This window comes from Rouxiella sp. Mn2063, assembly GCF_049319665.1.
GTDB lineage: Bacteria > Pseudomonadota > Gammaproteobacteria > Enterobacterales > Enterobacteriaceae > JBMOUD01.
The window spans coordinates 95,510-114,238 of record NZ_JBMOUD010000012.1 but is presented as its reverse complement, the minus strand read 5'-3'; the positions used below and the strand labels follow the sequence as shown (position 1 = coordinate 114,238).

The following is an 18,729-nucleotide window of genomic DNA, read 5'->3' as shown; positions in this document are numbered from 1 at the left end:
ATCACATATAATATACCAATTGCTTACTTCACTAGGGGACGCGTTCGAGTATGCTCTTCACGTTCCCCTAAAATTTCATACAGTTAAAGGATAGGCTATGAGCAAGATCTATGAAGACAATTCATTAACAATCGGCCATACGCCACTGGTTCGACTGAACCGTATCGGCAACGGTCGCATCCTGGCTAAAGTCGAGTCACGCAATCCGAGCTTCAGTGTCAAATGTCGTATTGGTGCCAACATGATTTGGGATGCAGAACAGCGCGGCATCCTCAACAAGGACATTGAACTGGTTGAACCGACCAGCGGAAACACCGGGATTGCCCTCGCTTACGTTGCTGCAGCCCGCGGTTATAAACTGACCTTGACCATGCCTGAAACCATGAGCGTTGAGCGCCGCAAACTGCTGAAAGCGCTGGGCGCAAACCTGGTGTTAACCGAAGGCGCCAAGGGCATGAAAGGAGCAATTGCAAAAGCGGAAGAAATTCAAGCCAGCGATCCTAGCCGTTATCTGATTCTGCAACAGTTCAGCAACCCAGCAAACCCGGCAATTCATGAGAAAACAACGGGTCCAGAAATATGGGAAGATACTGACGGCGACGTCGATGTGTTAGTTGCTGGCGTCGGTACAGGCGGCACTATCACCGGTACGGGTCGTTATCTGAAAAGCAAAAAAAGCAGCGTAACATTGCTCGCTGTAGAACCTACTGACTCCCCTGTTATCACCCAGGCATTAGCCGGTGAAGAGATCAAACCAGGCCCACATAAAATCCAAGGTATTGGCGCTGGTTTTATTCCAGGCAACCTTGACTTGGCATTAGTCGATCGTGTGTCGCTTATCAGCAATGAAGAATCTTTTGCCATGGCGCGCCGCCTGATGGAAGAAGAAGGCATTCTGGCCGGGATTTCTTCAGGTGCAGCAGTGGCAGCAGCGGTTAAACTTGCTGAAGAACCTGAGTTTGCAGACAAGACTATCGTGGTGATTTTGCCATCTTCCGGCGAGCGCTATTTGAGTACCGCATTGTTTGCAGATTTGTTTACAGAAAAAGAACTGCAATAATAGTGCCACAACACTATTTAAGTATAAAAAAGCACCTGTCAGGGTGCTTTTTTGTGGGCGAGATCAAAGTTTGTATTAGTCTGTGATTGATTTTACCCGCCAGGTTTAGTATTTAACCGTGCAATTATTTCGAAGCGAAAAATTAATCCCGCGTAGTTTTGTCACACGCTGAATCGATTTACTTATTTGTTACACACTAGGTAATCACGGCATAATAGCCAAATGGCGGGAAAGCACAGAATCTGTGAGTCAGAGTTTAGGCACTCAGTGCGGATTTTTGTTATTCCTGTTGATCGGAGCTTGTCGCTGGACCATAGTCAGGCGCGAGTCTCATAAGCCAAATCTAGCGTTTTACGCTAGACTTTAGCTCCATATTATTACTTTTAAATTAAGTTGGGGAAATCACCAATGTTCCAGCAAGAAGTTACTATTACTGCACCAAATGGCCTGCACACTCGTCCTGCAGCACAGTTCGTGAAAGAAGCTAAAGGCTTCACTTCAGACATCACTGTGACTTCTAACGGCAAAAGCGCTAGCGCGAAAAGCCTGTTCAAATTGCAAACCCTCGGCCTGACCCAAGGTACCGTTGTTACCCTTTCTGCAGAAGGTGAAGACGAGCAGAAAGCCGTTGAGCACTTGGTAAAACTGATGGCTGAGCTCGAATAAGAAGCCCAGTTCACATAGTTTAAACCAGTCAATAGAAAGGTAGGGTTATGATTTCAGGCATTTTAGTATCACCCGGTATCGCTTTCGGCAAAGCACTTCTGTTGAAAGAAGATGAAATTGTCATCGACCGGAAAAAAATCTCTCCTGAGAGTGTCGATCAGGAAGTTGAGCGTTTTCTGTCTGGCCGTGCGAAAGCATCTGCGCAGTTAGAAACGATCAAGACCAAGGCTGGCGAGACCTTTGGCGAAGAGAAAGAAGCTATCTTCGAAGGTCACATCATGTTGTTGGAAGACGAAGAGCTTGAGCAGGAAATCATAGCCCTTATCAAAGATGATAAATCCACTGCTGACGCGGCGGCCTACGCAGTCATCGAAGGTCAGGCTAAAGCACTGGAAGAACTCGATGATGAATACCTGAAAGAACGTGCGGCTGACGTGCGTGATATCGGTAAGCGTCTGTTGAGAAATATTTTAGGGTTGGCAATTGTTGACCTGAGCTCCATCCAGGATGAAGTTATTCTGGTTGCTAGCGATTTAACACCATCAGAAACCGCACAGTTGAACCTCAACAAAGTGCTGGGTTTCATCACCGATTTGGGTGGCCGTACTTCGCACACCTCAATCATGGCGCGTTCTTTGGAATTACCGGCTATCGTCGGCACCAGCGACGTGACCAAGCAAGTGAAGAATGATGACTATCTGATCCTCGATGCGGTGAACAACAAGATTTACGTCAATCCAACCCCTGCGGTGATTGATGAGTTGAAAGCAGCTCAGAATCAGTACATTAGCGAAAAAGACGAACTCGCCAAGCTGAAAGATCTGCCAGCTATCACGCTGGACGGACATCAGGTTGAAGTTTGCGCCAACATCGGTACCGTGCGTGATGTCGCCGGTGCAGAACGTAACGGCGCAGAAGGTGTTGGTCTATACCGTACAGAATTCCTGTTCATGGATCGCGAAAGCCTGCCAACCGAAGAAGAACAGTTCCAGGCTTACAAAGCTGTTGCTGAAGCAATGGGCTCGCAAGCGGTTATCATCCGTACCATGGACATTGGCGGCGATAAAGAGCTGCCATACATGAACTTCCCGAAAGAAGAAAACCCGTTCCTGGGCTGGCGTGCAATCCGCATTTGTTTGGATCGTAAAGAAATTCTTCACGACCAGCTGCGTGCGATTCTGCGTGCATCGGCATTCGGCAAGCTGCGCATCATGTATCCGATGATCATCTCTGTTGAAGAAGTCCGTGAACTGAACGCCGAGCTGAAAATGCTGAAAGCTCAGTTACGTGAAGAAAATAAAGCCTTTGATGAGTCTATCGAAGTGGGCGTAATGGTAGAAACACCTGCTGCGGCGATGATTGCTCATCATCTGGCTAAAGAAGTTGATTTCTTTAGTATTGGTACAAATGATCTTACCCAGTATACTTTGGCAGTGGATCGCGGTAACGAGCTGATTTCTCATCTTTACAACCCAATGTCGCCATCAGTACTCGCACTTATTAAGCAAGTTATTGATGCATCTCATGCCGCCGGTAAATGGACTGGCATGTGTGGAGAGCTAGCAGGTGATGAACGTGCTACACTCCTGCTATTGGGTATGGGGTTAGATGAGTTCAGCATGAGCGCTATCTCTATCCCACGCATCAAGAAAATTATTCGTAATACAAACTTCGAAGATGTGAAAGCGCTGGCAGATCAGGCTCTGGCTCAACCTACGGCGCAAGAGTTGATGAATTTGGTTAACAAATTCATTGAAGAGAAAACACTCTGCTAATTGCGCACTGCTGGAAAGCTGCCCAAAATAATGCTTAGGAGAAGATCATGGGTTTGTTCGATAAACTGAAATCATTAGTTTCTGATGATAAAAAAGACGTTGGCACCATCGAAATCGTTGCGCCATTGTCTGGTGAAATTGTCAATATTGAAGATGTCCCAGATGTCGTGTTTGCTGAAAAGATCGTTGGTGACGGTATTGCTATCAAGCCATCAGGCAGCAAAATGGTGGCTCCGGTAGACGGGACTATCGGTAAAATCTTTGAAACTAATCATGCTTTCTCAATTGAATCCGATAGCGGCATCGAATTATTCGTGCACTTCGGTATCGATACCGTTGAACTGAAAGGCGAAGGCTTCAAACGCATCGCTGAAGAAGGCCAGCGTGTGAAGAAAGGCGATCTGGTTATCGAATTCGATCTGGCGCTGCTGGAAGAGAAAGCCAAGTCTACTCTGACACCAGTGGTTATCTCTAACATGGATGAGATCAAAGAACTGACTAAACTGACCGGTAACGTTGTTGTTGGTGAAACACCAATCATCCGTATCAAAAAATAAGTCAGGTTCTATTAATAAAAACGGCGCTTAATGCGCCGTTTTTTGTTGCTACTGTTTTGCTTCTTTGTTTCGCTTAGGCCGTCACTTTCCAATGTGGCACCTGCAGGCTGATTACCAGCCCACCAGACGCACCGTTATGCGCTTCAACCTTCCCTCTGTGCGCTACCACAACTTTTTTAGTAATCGCCAGCCCTAGCCCATAGCCTTTGCCTGACAGCGGCGATTTCACCCGGACAAAGGGGTCGAAGATACTCGACAACTTATCTTCTTCCACACCCGGCCCTTGATCGGCAACATCTACTTTTAATACATGATCGGTGCTGGTCAACGTCACACTGACTGTTTGCCCGCGGCCAGAAAAACGTAGTGCGTTACGTACCACATTATCAATTGCTCGGCGCATCAACTCGGCATTACCTTTCACCGTGTAATCTTCCACTGCGGCGTCATTTACATTCAACTCAATTTCAACTTCTGGAATCTGTGCTTCATAACGCGCGTCAAAAACCACCGCTTCGACCAGGCCAAGCAAATCAAAGTACTCTTCATCAGGAATACTGCTATTTTGCGTACGCGAGAGCACCAGCAGTTCACCAATCATTTTATCCAACCGTCCGGCTTCATGATCGATACGCGTCAACGAGCTTTCGACATTAGAAGGGTTTTGCCGCGCCAAGCCGATGGCTAACTGCAATCTGGCTAACGGTGAGCGCAGCTCGTGCGACACATCGTGCAGCAACTCCTCACGCGCTTTGACTAACACCTGTAAGCGCTCAACCATTGAGTCAAAATCCCGCGCAACTACTGATATTTCATCGTGTCGTTTTGCCATACTGGCATATAAACGTACTGATAAATCACCTTGTGCCACCCGATCAAATGCCTTACGCATTTGCAGCATCGGACGCGTCAGGTTGAATGCCAACACCGCACTAAACAGTAGCCCGCCAACGCCCCCCATCCATAAAAATGGCGGCGGAATATTAAGAAAACGCTGCGAACGATGCTTAGGCGCATACTCGGCTATCAGATGTTCAACATTATAAGTAAGCCGATAACTTTGACCATCTGGGCCTTGTACTGACGTAACGAAATCAGGCGTGACTCCTCTTCGTCCAAGATTATGAGCGGGTTTATTATCTAAGGTGTCTTGATCATCGCTGGCGCTTACCGGTTCGACGGTGAGCAACTGTTTATCACCATCAGACCATTGGTTAATCACCTCATCCAAAGCGGGGAGTCCCCCGCCCTGTAAAGCTACCGCCGCGGTATTGACCTGCATTGAGGCGTAACGCTGTGCTATGCCGCTCTCAGGACGCTCATGGTGGCTATAGAAAGTGAAAACCAGCCAAAGCACCTGAGTAATGGCAATGAGCGTTATCCAAAAGCCTAATAAAATTTTCCAAAACAATCTGCCGCGCATAAAATTACCTGATTCGATATCCAATACTGCGCACCGTTTCAATAGTCATAATATCGCCGCCATCCAGTGACGCTAATTTTTGGCGAATATTACTAATATGCACGTCAATACTGCGGTCGTAAGCCTCACGCGGGCGACCCAAGCCTTTTTCTGAAAGTTCATCTTTAGAGACAACGCGGTCAGGAGAACGCAATAGCAGCTCGAGCAAATTGAATTCTGAAGCGGTCAAATCAAACATCGCACCACGCCATTCGCTACTGCGGGTCGCTGGGTTAAGTGTTAAATCACCGTAGGTAATGATTGATGCATCAGAATGATTCTCATGCTGTTCTTCTACTCGACGCAATACTGCACGTAGGCGAGCGACCAACTCACGAGGGTAACAAGGCTTGGGCATATAATCATCAGCGCCCATTTCCAGGCCAATCACCCGGTCAATATTATCCCCTTTGGCCGTCAGCATAATAATCGGCAAACGGCGGTTTTTACGCACTTGACGCAACACGTCAATGCCGCTCATATCTGGCAGCATGATATCGAGGATCATTGCGCTATATTCGCCGGACATAGCGCCTTCAATGCCAGCCTTTCCGGTCAGCACCAGCGATGCATTAAATCCCTCGGCAATAAGGTATTCACTGAGCATAGTGCCTAATTCGAGGTCATCATCGACTAATAGAATTTTCATCATTTTTTTCTCGCCTAACTGAATTACAGACATATTTACCCCTAAGCTCATTCTGCGCAGTAGCTTTTACTCTATTTTTACATATCACACCCGCGCCGAACGTGATTATCCAGATAATTCAAGCTATCGGCCCGCTTCATTAACCATAGCATCGGATTAAAGCCATAGAGATGACATCACAAAATAGTGAAGATTCCGAAGCAACTACTTGAGTGCAAAGATTGCGCCGGGCAGAGAAGAACCCAGCGATATTTTTTATCCGAGATAAAAACAACAAAGCCCGAACCTATTCACCATAGATTCGGGCTTAATTTTCACAACTGCGAGAAAGTAAGACGGTGGAGCCTTGCACACTATTTACGCAGGATTTTCTGCAATCGAGCCTGCTGCCAGCGCTGCAACCAGTCGCGCAAGACAAAGACTCTTACGCCACGAATAAGCAGCAAAAGTCCCCAAATAATAGCCGGCCAGATAAACCAGTTCTGCTCTGGTGATGTCAGTCGGTTCACTACGAATAAAATAACGCAGACCACGACAGCCGCGAAAAGACGGCGGTAGAATTTATTTTCCTCCGCCAGGCGCTGCCGCGCATCATAAACACGCTTATCAAGCGCCTCGTTATTAGATGAGCTGGCATCAGGTGCAGGAGACAGTTCAGCAACGTTAACACCAAAAACAGCGGCTAATGCGCTCAAGGTTTCCAGGCTGCCCTGCTCGCCGTTTTCAATACGTTGAATAGTGCGGACACTGAGAGCAGAAAGTTCTGCCAGTTTTTCCTGTGACCAGGCACGAGAAAGACGAAGGTCACGTATCAGATTGCTGCTATTCATAAACACCACCATTAGTAGAATTGAATCAGTTCGCAGTGTGATGCTAATGCTATCAATACAACACGACAGCAGCACGGCATCAACGTGACAACAATCTGACAGCAACCCGACAGAATTAAATAGTCTTAAATTTCAATGCTAAACAGAAAAAACGCCGGTTGATAAATAGCGATCGCCTCGGTCACAAACGATGGCTACAATCACGCTTCCCGGATTAGCTTTAGCAACCTGTAACGCTCCCGCAACCGCCCCGCCAGAACTGACACCACAGAAGATGCCTTCCTGTTGTGCAAGCAGTCGCATGGTGTCTTCCGCTTCACGCTGCCCCATATCAATAATGCTATCGACCAAATCCGGTCGGAAAATACCTGGCATATATTGCGCAGGCCAACGACGGATACCGGGAATACTACTGCCATCGGCAGGCTGTAAACCGATAACTTTGACCTGTTCATTTTGACTCTTCAGATAACGACTGACGCCGCTAATCGTTCCGGTGGTGCCCATACTGGAAACAAAATGGCTGATACGTCCTGCCGTTTGCTGCCATATCTCGGGTCCGGTAGTCGTAAAGTGCGCCAAAGAGTTATCAGGATTGTTAAACTGGTCCAGCACTTTGCCTTGCCCTTGGCGTGCCATTTCTTGCGCTAAATCGCGTGCGCCTTCCATGCCTTGTTCCCGGGTGACTAAAATCAGCTCCGCACCATAGGCGCGCATCGATGCTTGCCTTTCCATGCTCATATTGTCAGGCATAAGCAGTTTCAGCCGGTAGCCTTTAACCGCAGCAATCATCGCCAACGCAATGCCAGTATTCCCACTGGTGGCCTCAATAAGCGTATCACCTGGAGAAATTTCACCACGCTGTTCGGCCTGCGTGATCATGGACAATGCCGCTCGATCTTTTACCGATCCCGCTGGATTATTGCCTTCAAGTTTAACCCAGATTTCACTATCTAGCCCTTGAGACAGACGCTGTAATCTCACCAGCGGTGTATTTCCAATAAAGTGTTCGAGCGTACTCACTATGCAAACCTTATTTCAATAAAATATATCGTTCGATTAAAAACGAATAAACGAGTATTAGGCGATAAAAAAGGCGGTTTGATAACCGCCTCAGACTACTGACGACATTGAGTCGCCACATTACCGATATATTACCAAATTATCAGGCCGTCTTGGCTAACGCAACGGGTTGCAGTGCTCTATCGCCTGCGTACAAACGCCCGTTGAGTCCACCAATAAAGTAATTATCACCGCGCTGCGGTGCTTGCTGGCCGTTTACTTCAGTCAATACGGCTGAAATAGGCTCACCGTGCCACCCTTTAGGTTGAACGATCAGTTGCCAGAAATGGCCGCGTGGGCTGACTTCTAACACCTGTACCGGCAGTGGGCAACGCGGTGTTTCCTGATCCGAGATTTCTAGCTCCCATGGACGTAAGAACAGATCCACGCTGCCTTGATGTAATGGAGTGATCGCCAGCGGCCAGTGATAATCGCCAACGTATAAATGGGAACCACGAATCTCACCGCCAATACGGTTAACTTCTCCCATAAATTCCAATACGAAACGCGTTGCAGGCTCGCGCCAAATCTCAATCGGCGTACCGACTTGCTCGATATTACCCTGACTCATTACCACCACGCGATCCGCCACTTCCATCGCTTCTTCTTGGTCATGAGTGACGAAGACGCTGGTGAATTTCAACTCTTCATGTAACTGGCGCAACCAGCGACGCAGCTCTTTACGCACCTGTGCATCCAATGCGCCAAAGGGCTCATCAAGCAATAGAATTTGCGGCTCAACCGCTAAGGCTCGCGCCAACGCAACGCGCTGCTTTTGCCCGCCAGAAAGTTGCGCTGGGTAGCGATTAGCAAGATGGGCTAATTGCACCATCTCCAAGAGTTGCGTGACCTTTTGTTTAATCGCTGCTGCATTAGGCCGCTCGCGGCGCGGTAGGACCGTCAAGCCAAAAGCAATATTGTCGAACACCGTCATATGGCGGAACAGGGCGTAATGCTGGAACACAAAGCCCACTTGGCGATCGCGAGCATGCAGGTTGGTCACATCTTTGCCGTGAAAGCTCAGTTGCCCGCTAGATTGATTCTCCAAACCGGCAATAATGCGCAGCAATGTGGTTTTCCCTGAGCCAGAAGGCCCGAGTAGCGCCACCATTTGGCCAGAAGGAATATCGAGCGAAATATCATTGAGCACCTTAGTGCGATCAAAGAATTTGTTGATGCCATTAATTTCAATGCTCATTACGTTCCTCCTGTCCAAGCTGGACATTGTGGCGGGCTAAACGCCACTTCAAGCCACTCTTCAAAAATAGGGTTACGATCGCCAACAGAGTTAATAACGCGGCGGCAGTAAACGCACCGGCAATATTGTAATCCTGATGGAGTAATTCAACCTGTAGCGGCAAGGTAAAGGTTTCACCACGAATAGAACCTGATACCACCGATACCGCACCAAACTCACCAATTGCTCGCGCGTTGGTCAATACCACGCCATATAACAGCGCCCAGCGAATATTAGGTAAAGTTACCCGGCGGAACATCTGCCAGCCGGAGGCACCTAATAGCACCGCCGCTTCATCCTCATGACTGCCTTGACTCAGCATCACCGGTACCAATTCACGGATAACAAAAGGACAAGTGACAAAAATGGTGACTAGCACCATTCCCGGCCAGGCGAACATAATTTGAATATTATGTGCATCAAGCCAGTGACCAAGCGGACCGTTAGAACCATAAAACAGCAGGTACAGTAGGCCCGCCACCACCGGTGAGACAGCAAATGGCACATCGATTAAGGTTAATAACAACTGGCGGCCGGGGAAGTTAAATCGCGCCACCAGCCAGGCCAGCAAGGTACCGAAAATCAAATTAACCGGCACGGTAATCAGCGCCATTAATAGCGTGAGCCAGATAGCGTGCAGCATATCGGTATCGGCCAGATTACGTCCAACGGCAGCAATACCTTCAGAAAATGCCAGACCAAAAATAGTAATCAGCGGCACCACTAACAGCAGGAACGTTATCAGGGCGCCGATGCCAATCAACAGCCATTTAACCCAGTCGATGCGGCGACGCTGGCCCTGTTCTAGCAGCGAAATATCAGCCATTATTTGCCTCCTAAACGGCGGCCATAGCGGCTTTGTAATGTGTTAATGCTAAAGAGCAGTAGTAATGACGCAGCGAGGATCACCGAGGCGATAGCGCTAGCCGCCGGATAATCAAACTCTTGCAAGCGCACAAAAATCATCAACGAGGTCACTTCAGTCTTCCAGGCGATATTACCGGCGATAAAAATCACCGCGCCGAACTCACCCAAACTGCGTGTAAATGACAACGCAGTTCCTGCCAGCAATGACGGCATCACTTCTGGCAACACCACGCGACGGAAACTCTGCCAGCGCGAAGCACCGAGGGTTTCTGCCGCTTCTTCATATTCTGGGCCCAACTCTTCCAGCACCGGTTGCACCGTGCGCACGACAAAAGGAATGCTGGTAAAGGCCATGGCAACCGCAATCCCCAGCCAGGTATAAGCCACTTTGATATCAAACTTGGCCAGCCATTCACCGTAAAAACCGTTGACTGAAAACAGTCCGGCTAGCGTCAAGCCCGCAACCGCGGTTGGCAACGCAAAAGGCAAATCCATTAAGCCATCGAGAACGCTTTTTCCCGGAAACTCATAACGGGTCAGTATCCACGCCATCAGCATGCCGAAAACACAGTTAAACAGGCTGGCAACAGCCGCCGCCAGCAGCGTGACTTTATAAGCGGCCACGACCTGCCCATCGCTGACTACTGACCAATATTGAGCCAGCGTCATATGTGATAACTGCATAACCAGTGCGCTAAGTGGCAATAACAGCACCAGACAGACAAACAGCAGGCTACTGCCGAGACTCAATGTGAAACCGGGCAATACCCGTTTACTGGACAACAACATTATTGGTGACCTTGTTCAATCAACTTATCCAGCAGACCACCGCTGCTGAAATGGGTTTGCATAACCTGTGGCCAACTGCCAAATTGGTCCTCAACCTTGAAGAGCTTAGTGGTTGGGAACTGACCCGCTGCAGCGGCCATTGCCTGTTTGTCATAAACACGATAGTTAAAACTGGTAATGATTTTCTGCGCTTGTGGGCTCCACAAATAGTTGAGATAAGCCTTCGCCGCTTTCTCTGTACCGTTCTTCTCTACATTTTTATCCACCCAAGCGACGGGGAATTCGGCCAAAATATCAACCGGCGGCACGATAACTTCATATTTATCGCTACCGTATTCTTTACGAATGTTGTTCACTTCCGACTCAAAACTAATCAACACGTCACCGATACCGCGTTCGACAAATGTCGTCGTTGCGCCACGCCCACCAACATCAAACACCGCCACGTTCTTGATAAAGCGGCCCATTAGCTGTTGCGTTTTCGCTTGGTCATTACCGTCTTGAATATTGAATGCCCCTAGTGCCGCCAAATAGGTGTAGCGGCCATTGCCAGACGTTTTAGGATTAGGGAAAACCAATTTCACATCATCACGGGTCAAATCTTCCCAAGTGTGAATGTGTTTCGGGTTATCTTTGCGCACCAAGAAGGCCATGGTGGAATAGAACGGCGAGCTATTGTTGGGTAAGCGCGTTTGCCAATCTGCTGGAATAAGATTGCCGCGATCGTGTAGCACTTGGACATCCGTCACCTGGTTATAGGTGACAACATCAGCTTTCAACCCTTGTAGAATCGCCAGTGCTTGTTTTGATGAGCCTGCATGGGATTGCTTGATTACCAGTTTATCTCCGGCGTTTTGCGTTGCCCATTGCTGTTCAAACGGCGGGTTGAGTGCGGCAAACAATTCCCGAGCAACATCATAAGAGCTGTTAAGCAGTTCAGTCGCTGAAACCGACGCCACACCGCTAGCCAACAGAACGGCAGCAAGTGCCCCTTGCTGAATGGCCTTTTTGATCCCACGTTTTTTCATGCCCTACCATCCTTAATACACATGCGGCGCGGCACAAAGAGGCCACTAGATAGTTAACAGTGTATTTAGAAGTACCGGCAGAGCAGTAACGGTTTTATATACCATTTGGCGATTTTTAAGTCTCAAATGCTATAAGGGAATACGAGGAAGATTCCGGCACAACATTGTGTGCCAGAAAATATTGTGTGCCGGAAAAAACGTTGTGCCGGATTAAAGAAGATATTACAGAGAAAGCAGACGGGTTAAGGAAGGAGCAAAGTAATAACTGCCGGTCAGCGGGCGGGTAAAACGCAGCAACCCATCGTATTTGCCGTCCAACTCACCAAACATGCTGAGCAGCTGTTTTTCGATATTGTGCAAACGTGCACAATAGGTAATGAAATACAGGCCATGCTCACCACTTGCCGTGCCATAAGGCAGGCTCTGGCGCAGAATTTTCAGGCCTTTGCCCTCTTCTTTCAGATCAACGCGGCTGACGTGTGACGTATCTGGACGCTGGTCAGATGGCAGCTCTTCATCAGTCAACTTAGTGCGGCCGATGATTTGCTCTTGTTGCTCAACACGCATACGCTGCCACTGTTTAAGATTGTGCTTCCAACGCTGCACCATCACATAGCTACCGCCTTCGTCTTCCTCACCTTCCGCAATGGTAGCAACAATCGCGCGTTGCTCATCTTTCGGGTTCTCAGTGCCATCAACAAAGCCGCTGAGATCGCGTTCTTCAATGCCGCGAAAACCGTGAGTTTCCTCTTCAACCTGAATGCTGTCACCGAATGCAGCCAATGCAGCCTGCGCCAACACAAAGTTAACGTCATGACGTAATGATTGGATATGGATTAAAACATCGCGCTGCGTTGCAGGAGCCAAGCCTTTACCCAGCGGGGTAAAAGGTTTTAACTCACTAGCACCTTGGCCTGCGGAAAGATCTCGCCATACGCTATGGCCGAAAGCCAGCGTCGCACCGACTTTTTCATCAGGGAATTTAGCCTGGATCTCACGCAGTGAATGGCAAAAAGTACGAGCCCCGGCGCGTAACGCATCAAGACTGCCTTGTGCATTAGCTTCGATATAAATGGCAAAACGACAATGCTCAAGCAAAGTACCGCTCTGAATCTCAGTCATCAAATAGTCCTTAAATCAAGAGAGGGCTACAAGCCTTCTTCTTTTCCCCCGCAAATTAGCGCAATATCGGCGGGGGAAACGGGTATTATTTTGTCGGATATCATACCGGATTCGAGGCTATTTGCCTTGCACATTTAGGTGAGAAACCTGTCGATTTCTGCCACAACAAAGCAAGGCACCGGTGATTATTGGCGGTTAGCCTGCCAGATAATTTTGCTTACTTTCCATGACTTAAGCGTATCATCAGACGGCATCAACGATTCTGGTCCATTCCACATGCCGCTATAAACATAGCTAACATGTTGGCTATTTGGCGCAGCGCAAACGACATTCAACCTATCGTCCCCCTGACCTTTCGAACAATGCTCAAAAGCTTTGCTGTAGATATCGCTGAAAGGTGAACCAATCTTCACGCCCCACTGGCTAGGAATATCACTGTCTGTTACGTCAATGCGTGTAACTTTGCCTTTCGGCTCACCGCTAATCGTGATTTTGACCTGTTTATCATCCATCGCCTGATAGAAGGTACGGATCTTATTGGCACTCATCGACATACCGCTACGCAGCTTAAAGTCACCTTTAAGACCATCATTAATCGCGTCTTCAGTTAGCGGCGTATCAGCAGTAATACCGCCGACACCTTGATCGGTTACTTTAAAGCTACTGCCAAACCAGTTCATTGGATTAAAACTTGACCAAGACATATGTGGCATATGCATTGACGACAAGGTGGAACAGCCGGTCAGTAACAGCGGCAGCGCCAACAATAGTGGGCGGATAGTCATTCAATTCACTCCTTTCATGTCCATTTCGGCCATCCTGATGGACTACCGTTTCATCTTTTAGCGGCTATTGGAGTACCGCCAAGATGAAAAGTGCCGCAAAAAAGCGGCAAAAAATTAATATACTCGCTGACAGCATTACACCGCCAGACGGCAAGCCTCGTCAAAACAGGCGCGTAAACGGCGACTTAGCAACCAATAGGCCAAGGCTCCGGCATCTAACAGTGCCAAAATAATATCGACAATCGAAAGCGATCCCGATGTTTGCCATAACCCCAGGGCTTGCAGCGCAAAGGTCACGAACATCCCGGCCAACAGCAGCCAATATCCAGCCTGCCAGACTCGAGGAATAAGATGACGCCGACCGCTCAACACAAAGATTAGCGCCGGGGGTAATCCCAGCAACATGCCGTACCAAAAAGCATGCTGATCGGGATAAAACAACGCCAACAGCTCATTCCCCTCCTGGCGAGAAGCTCCTGCCAATATGAATATCAACCAAGTACGGGCCTGCAAAATCAAAATAGTCCAGAACCACAGCGGCAAACGCAACATACCGTGGTGATTGTAATCATCAGGATTCATAACCTGGAAAAAGCTTCCTTGTTGATGGCGGATTCATTTCCGCGTCAGGGGCAATATCGCAGGTGATATTAAACCTTATTTTTCTAAACATCAGTGCAATGAAGAGAAAAAATCTCAAGCAGGAAGATTTACCACCTGTAAACAGGTGGAGCCAGAGCAATTTTAATACCAGATGAAGGTTTTACGGTTTTGTAAAACCGGGAACGATGAGTGTTGCGATTGTACAAGCAAACCGTGCTTGTTCGGTTTTGTAAAACCAGAACGATGAATGTTTCGGTTCTTCAAATGCAGTGTTTAATGTCACATGAGTGACCGAACCGACCGAAGGGGAAAAGTGGGCTTTCCCCTTCGGGATCCCCAGCCCTTTCAATACATTAGCCTCCGAACCAGCGGAGGCTATGTTTCAGAAACTTCCGTGATAGCGCAAATGCCAGCCTTCCAGGCTTCCCGCTTGCGGGTTCAAGCCAACGATAATCCCATTGTCTTTCACCACTCCAGCGGTGGCATTTTGAGTGCGCTAAGCGGCTTTTAAATCAACAGCACAAACAGAAAGACAAAGACAAATTTGAATTAAAAAAGCCTAGTGGCGCACTCAAAATTTCACTGACGAAGTGGTGGAGAGACGGCGAAGCAGGCTCGAACCCGAGGAAGGAATGGCGGAGCCATGAAATTTGCGCCTGTCACCGTGGCACCTGAAACATAGCCTCCGCTGGATGCGGAGTTGAAGTAGCAAAAAGCGCGGGAAGCCGGAAGGGGCGGCGCTTACCGCCCCTTCGGTCGGTTTAGGCGGCGATGCACTATTGAGAACAGTCGCTGATAAACCGAAACATTCGCCTGACTGGTGTAAAAATCGAAATTTACACCGTTCCCGGTTTTACAAAACCGCCTCAAGCTCGGTCAAACTTGAATAAAGCGCTCAATGCTCGCTCAAGCATTAATACTCCTGATCCACGATTAATCGTTTCCCCATACTAATGACATCTTGGACTTCATAATCCAGCTTCTCATACATGCTCAATACTGTGTCATTCTCAGCACGAATCATCAGTTGGATTTTTGGGCATCCACGGGCAATAAGCTTCTTCTCTAAGCGGTTCATTAGCGCATTGGCGATACCGCGGCCGCGGTAATCAGGGTGAACACCAAGGTAATAAGCTGAACCTCGATGGCCGTCGTATCCCCCCATCACTGAACCGGCGATTTCACCACTGACTTCGGCAACCAAAAACAGCTCCGGGTCGTGGTTCATCTTACGCTCGATATCCATTTCAGGATCATTCCATGGCCGCAACAAATCACAGCGGTCCCACAGAGTTAACACCTCTTCAAAATCTTCTTGCCGGAATATGCGAATTTCCATCATTGTTCGCCATTATTAGTCAGTTATTTCTTAATTATCGCGGGATCGGCCCGATACGCAATATCAAATTTCGCGTTTTTTATCCCAGTTCTGCCGCAGGTTATCTGGCAAATAGAGCATCACGGCATCAATATGACGCGAAAGCGTTAATAAACAGTAATAGTTATCATCTCGATCGTCTGCGACAGATCCTATATAAGATGCACATTGTGCTCATAGATGAGATCGTGGTCTGATGTTAAACCCACTTAATAAATACCTTAATTTCCAACCACTCCCTCGTTCTGCAACCCGCAGACAAGTGTTGCTTACCGGCCTGGGCCTGGCTTTTGGCGCGTTAGGTCGCCAGGCTGCTGCTGCACAGACGCAACACATTACAAAAACGGCGCCGAAGCCTAAACCGCCGGGTGCAAAGAAATTAGTGATGATTGACCCAGGCCACGGCGGCATTGACTCCGGTGCTATCGGTCATGAAGGAACAGAAGAGAAACACGTGGTATTAGAGATTGCCCACTATGTAAGGGAATATCTCAATGCACACGGCCACGTGGAAGCGAAAATGACCCGCGATGGCGACCATTTTATTCCTCTATATCAACGTGTCGATATCGCCCACCAACATCAGGCTGACCTGTTTGTGTCTATTCATGCTGATGGCTATACCAGCCCGAAAGCAGCTGGCGCATCGGTATTTGCACTATCAAACCGTGGCGCAAGCAGCGCCATGGCGCGCTATATGTCGCAAAAAGAGAACGATGCGGATTTAGTGGCTGGCTCTAAATATGCCAAAGAGGATAAAAACTACTTACAGCAGGTGCTATTTGATCTGGTGCAAACCGACACGATCAAAAACAGTCTGACGCTGGGCCATCACGTATTGGATCAGATCCGCCCAATGCACCGTCTACACAGTCAACAGACCGAACAAGCAGCCTTTGTGGTACTGAAATCACCGTCAATTCCATCGATTTTGGTCGAAACATCATTTATTACCAATCACCATGAAGAGCAGTTGCTTGGCACCACCGCGTTTCGCCGTGAGATTGCCCAAGCCATTTCTCAGGGGATCGTCAATTTCTTCAAATACTTTGACACCCATGAGCAAATGCCGCGCTGAGGCTGACGCGCGAGCATTAAAGAGAGTATACTGTCGCTCCTTTTGCCCGGGGAAACACCGGGCACTGATTCTTCGATTAAGCCAGAGAGTTCACCGTGAGCCTACCGCAGTCCAGCATCTCTTCATCGCCAGTAAACATTTCTGCAGTTAAAAACTACCTGTTGTCATTACAAGATACGATTTGCCAGCAGCTGGCTGCCGCCGATGGGCAGGTGCAATTTACTGAAGATCAATGGGTGCGTGAAGAAGGCGGTGGCGGTCGCAGCAGAGTGCTGACGAATGGTGCGGTATTTGAACAAGCCGGCGTGAATTTCTCCCACGTCTATGGCGCCACACTACCGGCTTCAGCTACCGCGCATCGCCCTGAGCTGGCCGGACGCAGTTTTCAAGCTATGGGCGTGTCACTGGTTATTCATCCGTTGAGCCCTTTTATTCCGACTAGCCATGCAAACGTGCGTTTTTTCATCGCCGAGAAAGACGGTGAAGCGCCGGTGTGGTGGTTTGGCGGCGGTTTTGATCTGACGCCATATTACGGTTTTGCAGAAGACGCCCGTCATTGGCACCTTACTGCCCAGCAATTGTGTCAGCCGTTCGGTGATGAGGTTTATCCTAAGTATAAAAAATGGTGTGATGACTACTTCTTTATCAAGCACCGCAATGAAGCGCGTGGGATTGGTGGCCTGTTCTTTGACGACCTGAATACCCCGGACTTCACCACGGCTTTCGCTTTTATGCAGGCAGTAGGTAATGGTTTCACCGACGCGTATTTACCTATCGTCGAAAAACGTAAATCACTGAGCTGGACCGAGCACCAACGCCAATTCCAACTTTATCGTCGTGGCCGCTATGTTGAATTTAACCTGGTGTGGGATCGCGGCACGCTATTCGGTTTACAAACAGGTGGGCGCACAGAGTCCATTTTAATGTCGATGCCGCCGCTGGTTCGTTGGGAGTATAACTTCCACCCCGAACCAGATAGTCAGGAAGCCGCGTTATATCGTGACTTCTTGCCGGTCCGCGACTGGTTAGCGGAGGATTACTGATGCAAATTTGGGTTGATGCCGACGCCTGTCCAAACGTTATTAAAGAGGTGTTATTTCGTGCCGCTGAACGCACCGGAATCATGGTTACATTAGTAGCCAACCAAACGATTCGTACACCGCCTTCCAAGTTTGTGCGCACCTTGCGCGTGGAATCCGGTTTTGATGTCGCGGATAACGAGATCGTCAAGCGGGTCGAAACCGGCGATCTGGTGATCACTGCTGATATCCCTTTAGCGGCTGAAGTGATTGAAAAAGGCGGAATGGCGCTCAATCCTCGCGGTGAACGTTACACCACAGAGACCATTCGCGAGCGCCTCAATATGCGCGATTTTATGGATACCATGCGCGCCAGCGGTATCCAAACCGGCGGGCCGGCCACCATGAATCAGCGCGATCGCCAACAGTTTGCCAATGAACTCGATAAATGGCTGGTACAGGCCAAACGCGGTTAACTTTCCCCCTTCTATCGTCAGGTCGAACCCACTTTCCCTTCGGTCTGCATCCTCGCTAGCAACAATGCGTACAATATTATGTTGCTAGCGCATCGCTATGCGATAAATGACTGGTCAGTTTCAACCCGATCGCTCACCAAGCTTTAACAATCCAACAACCAAAAAAAACCTAAACTATTGTTTTATTTAAACATAGCCATAGCCCATCACAACGATAAGAAAAAGCGCATTCAAAGTGTTAATAAAATGATGCAGCTTATGTACCCTACAAATCGGATTTATTTTA

Annotated in this window: 19 protein-coding genes; 7 read left to right on the top strand and 12 right to left on the bottom strand. The window is 48.5% G+C overall.

Annotated elements, in window-relative coordinates:
- The first annotated feature begins 97 nt into the window (after positions 1–97).
- From cysK to crr, 4 genes are all read left to right on the top strand, one after another.
- Entirely contained in the window at positions 98–1,060 is a 963-nt protein-coding gene (cysK, locus tag ACL9RG_RS17000; RefSeq protein WP_422793814.1) for a cysteine synthase A, read from the top strand.
- A gap of 408 nt (positions 1,061–1,468) precedes the next feature.
- Positions 1,469–1,726, top strand: coding sequence for a phosphocarrier protein Hpr (gene ptsH, locus ACL9RG_RS16995; protein WP_003038086.1), 258 nt, complete (start codon positions 1,469–1,471; stop codon positions 1,724–1,726).
- Positions 1,727–1,773: 47 nt separating this feature from the next.
- On the top strand, positions 1,774–3,501 hold the full coding sequence (gene ptsI / locus ACL9RG_RS16990; RefSeq protein ID WP_422793813.1) for a phosphoenolpyruvate-protein phosphotransferase PtsI: 1,728 nt from the start codon (positions 1,774–1,776) through the stop codon (positions 3,499–3,501).
- Positions 3,502–3,548: 47 nt separating this feature from the next.
- A complete protein-coding gene (gene crr, locus ACL9RG_RS16985) occupies positions 3,549–4,058 on the top strand; it encodes a PTS glucose transporter subunit IIA (protein WP_422793812.1) in 510 nt (169 codons plus the stop codon).
- Positions 4,059–4,131: 73 nt separating this feature from the next.
- On the opposite strand, the gene ACL9RG_RS16980 is transcribed toward crr, so the two are convergent.
- The 12 genes from ACL9RG_RS16980 to ACL9RG_RS16925 form a co-directional block, all read right to left on the bottom strand.
- Entirely contained in the window at positions 4,132–5,481 is a 1,350-nt protein-coding gene (locus tag ACL9RG_RS16980) for an ATP-binding protein (protein ID WP_422793811.1), read from the bottom strand.
- A 4-nt stretch (positions 5,482–5,485) separates the two neighbouring features.
- Positions 5,486–6,169: a response regulator transcription factor gene (locus ACL9RG_RS16975; protein ID WP_422793835.1), complete on the bottom strand. Its 684-nt coding sequence runs from the start codon at positions 6,167–6,169 to the stop codon at positions 5,486–5,488.
- A 353-nt stretch (positions 6,170–6,522) separates the two neighbouring features.
- A complete protein-coding gene (locus tag ACL9RG_RS16970) occupies positions 6,523–6,999 on the bottom strand; it encodes a 2TM domain-containing protein (RefSeq protein ID WP_422793810.1) in 477 nt (158 codons plus the stop codon).
- Positions 7,000–7,137: 138 nt separating this feature from the next.
- Positions 7,138–8,022, bottom strand: coding sequence for a cysteine synthase CysM (cysM, locus tag ACL9RG_RS16965; RefSeq protein ID WP_422793809.1), 885 nt, complete (start codon positions 8,020–8,022; stop codon positions 7,138–7,140).
- Between the two features lie 142 nt (positions 8,023–8,164).
- A complete protein-coding gene (gene cysA, locus ACL9RG_RS16960; protein ID WP_422793808.1) occupies positions 8,165–9,259 on the bottom strand; it encodes a sulfate/thiosulfate ABC transporter ATP-binding protein CysA in 1,095 nt (364 codons plus the stop codon).
- Positions 9,249–10,124, bottom strand: coding sequence for a sulfate/thiosulfate ABC transporter permease CysW (gene cysW / locus ACL9RG_RS16955; RefSeq protein ID WP_422793807.1), 876 nt, complete (start codon positions 10,122–10,124; stop codon positions 9,249–9,251). Before cysW ends, cysA begins: the two co-directional genes overlap by 11 nt.
- Positions 10,124–10,954, bottom strand: a complete 831-nt coding sequence (gene cysT, locus ACL9RG_RS16950) for a sulfate/thiosulfate ABC transporter permease CysT (RefSeq protein WP_422793806.1) — start codon at positions 10,952–10,954, stop codon at positions 10,124–10,126. The genes cysW and cysT overlap by 1 nt, the downstream gene beginning before the upstream one ends.
- On the bottom strand, positions 10,954–11,982 hold the full coding sequence (locus ACL9RG_RS16945; RefSeq protein WP_422793805.1) for a sulfate ABC transporter substrate-binding protein: 1,029 nt from the start codon (positions 11,980–11,982) through the stop codon (positions 10,954–10,956). Before ACL9RG_RS16945 ends, cysT begins: the two co-directional genes overlap by 1 nt.
- 222 nt (positions 11,983–12,204) lie before the next feature.
- Positions 12,205–13,104 carry a Dyp-type peroxidase gene (locus ACL9RG_RS16940; protein ID WP_422793804.1) on the bottom strand — a complete coding sequence of 300 codons (900 nt, stop codon included), beginning with the start codon at positions 13,102–13,104 and terminating at the stop codon, positions 12,205–12,207.
- 185 nt (positions 13,105–13,289) lie between these two features.
- Positions 13,290–13,889 carry an RpoE-regulated lipoprotein gene (locus tag ACL9RG_RS16935; RefSeq protein WP_422793803.1) on the bottom strand — a complete coding sequence of 200 codons (600 nt, stop codon included), beginning with the start codon at positions 13,887–13,889 and terminating at the stop codon, positions 13,290–13,292.
- A gap of 135 nt (positions 13,890–14,024) precedes the next feature.
- Positions 14,025–14,471 carry a DUF2919 domain-containing protein gene (locus ACL9RG_RS16930; RefSeq protein ID WP_422793802.1) on the bottom strand — a complete coding sequence of 149 codons (447 nt, stop codon included), beginning with the start codon at positions 14,469–14,471 and terminating at the stop codon, positions 14,025–14,027.
- A gap of 934 nt (positions 14,472–15,405) precedes the next feature.
- A complete protein-coding gene (locus ACL9RG_RS16925) occupies positions 15,406–15,831 on the bottom strand; it encodes a GNAT family acetyltransferase (RefSeq protein WP_422793834.1) in 426 nt (141 codons plus the stop codon).
- 235 nt (positions 15,832–16,066) lie between these two features.
- On the opposite strand from ACL9RG_RS16925, the gene amiA reads away from it, so the two are divergent.
- The 3 genes from amiA (at position 16,067) to ACL9RG_RS16910 (ending at position 18,443) form a co-directional block, all read left to right on the top strand.
- Positions 16,067–16,948: an N-acetylmuramoyl-L-alanine amidase AmiA gene (gene amiA / locus ACL9RG_RS16920; RefSeq protein ID WP_422793801.1), complete on the top strand. Its 882-nt coding sequence runs from the start codon at positions 16,067–16,069 to the stop codon at positions 16,946–16,948.
- A 95-nt stretch (positions 16,949–17,043) separates the two neighbouring features.
- Positions 17,044–17,991, top strand: coding sequence for an oxygen-dependent coproporphyrinogen oxidase (gene hemF / locus ACL9RG_RS16915; protein WP_422793800.1), 948 nt, complete (start codon positions 17,044–17,046; stop codon positions 17,989–17,991).
- On the top strand, positions 17,991–18,443 hold the full coding sequence (locus ACL9RG_RS16910) for a YaiI/YqxD family protein (RefSeq protein ID WP_422793799.1): 453 nt from the start codon (positions 17,991–17,993) through the stop codon (positions 18,441–18,443). The genes hemF and ACL9RG_RS16910 overlap by 1 nt, the downstream gene beginning before the upstream one ends.
- The last annotated feature ends 286 nt before the right edge of the window (positions 18,444–18,729 follow it).

Bases quoted from the DNA above. Each gene is read 5' to 3' on its own strand.
- ACL9RG_RS16910 (WP_422793799.1), top strand. From the start codon at position 17,991: ATGCAAATTTGGGTTGATGCCGACGCCTGTCCAAACGTTATTAAAGAG.
- cysK (WP_422793814.1), top strand. From the start codon at position 98: ATGAGCAAGATCTATGAAGACAATTCATTAACAATCGGCCATACGCCA.
- cysW (WP_422793807.1), bottom strand. From the start codon at position 10,124: ATGGCTGATATTTCGCTGCTAGAACAGGGCCAGCGTCGCCGCATCGAC.
- ACL9RG_RS16925 (WP_422793834.1), bottom strand. From the start codon at position 15,831: ATGGAAATTCGCATATTCCGGCAAGAAGATTTTGAAGAGGTGTTAACT.
- amiA (WP_422793801.1), top strand. From the start codon at position 16,067: ATGTTAAACCCACTTAATAAATACCTTAATTTCCAACCACTCCCTCGT.
- ACL9RG_RS16930 (WP_422793802.1), bottom strand. From the start codon at position 14,471: ATGAATCCTGATGATTACAATCACCACGGTATGTTGCGTTTGCCGCTG.
- ACL9RG_RS16945 (WP_422793805.1), bottom strand. From the start codon at position 11,982: ATGAAAAAACGTGGGATCAAAAAGGCCATTCAGCAAGGGGCACTTGCT.
- ACL9RG_RS16975 (WP_422793835.1), bottom strand. From the start codon at position 6,169: ATGAAAATTCTATTAGTCGATGATGACCTCGAATTAGGCACTATGCTC.
- ACL9RG_RS16970 (WP_422793810.1), bottom strand. From the start codon at position 6,999: ATGAATAGCAGCAATCTGATACGTGACCTTCGTCTTTCTCGTGCCTGG.
- ACL9RG_RS16935 (WP_422793803.1), bottom strand. From the start codon at position 13,889: ATGACTATCCGCCCACTATTGTTGGCGCTGCCGCTGTTACTGACCGGC.
- cysA (WP_422793808.1), bottom strand. From the start codon at position 9,259: ATGAGCATTGAAATTAATGGCATCAACAAATTCTTTGATCGCACTAAG.
- ptsI (WP_422793813.1), top strand. From the start codon at position 1,774: ATGATTTCAGGCATTTTAGTATCACCCGGTATCGCTTTCGGCAAAGCA.
- ACL9RG_RS16940 (WP_422793804.1), bottom strand. From the start codon at position 13,104: ATGACTGAGATTCAGAGCGGTACTTTGCTTGAGCATTGTCGTTTTGCC.
- ptsH (WP_003038086.1), top strand. From the start codon at position 1,469: ATGTTCCAGCAAGAAGTTACTATTACTGCACCAAATGGCCTGCACACT.
- crr (WP_422793812.1), top strand. From the start codon at position 3,549: ATGGGTTTGTTCGATAAACTGAAATCATTAGTTTCTGATGATAAAAAA.
- cysT (WP_422793806.1), bottom strand. From the start codon at position 10,954: ATGTTGTTGTCCAGTAAACGGGTATTGCCCGGTTTCACATTGAGTCTC.
- ACL9RG_RS16980 (WP_422793811.1), bottom strand. From the start codon at position 5,481: ATGCGCGGCAGATTGTTTTGGAAAATTTTATTAGGCTTTTGGATAACG.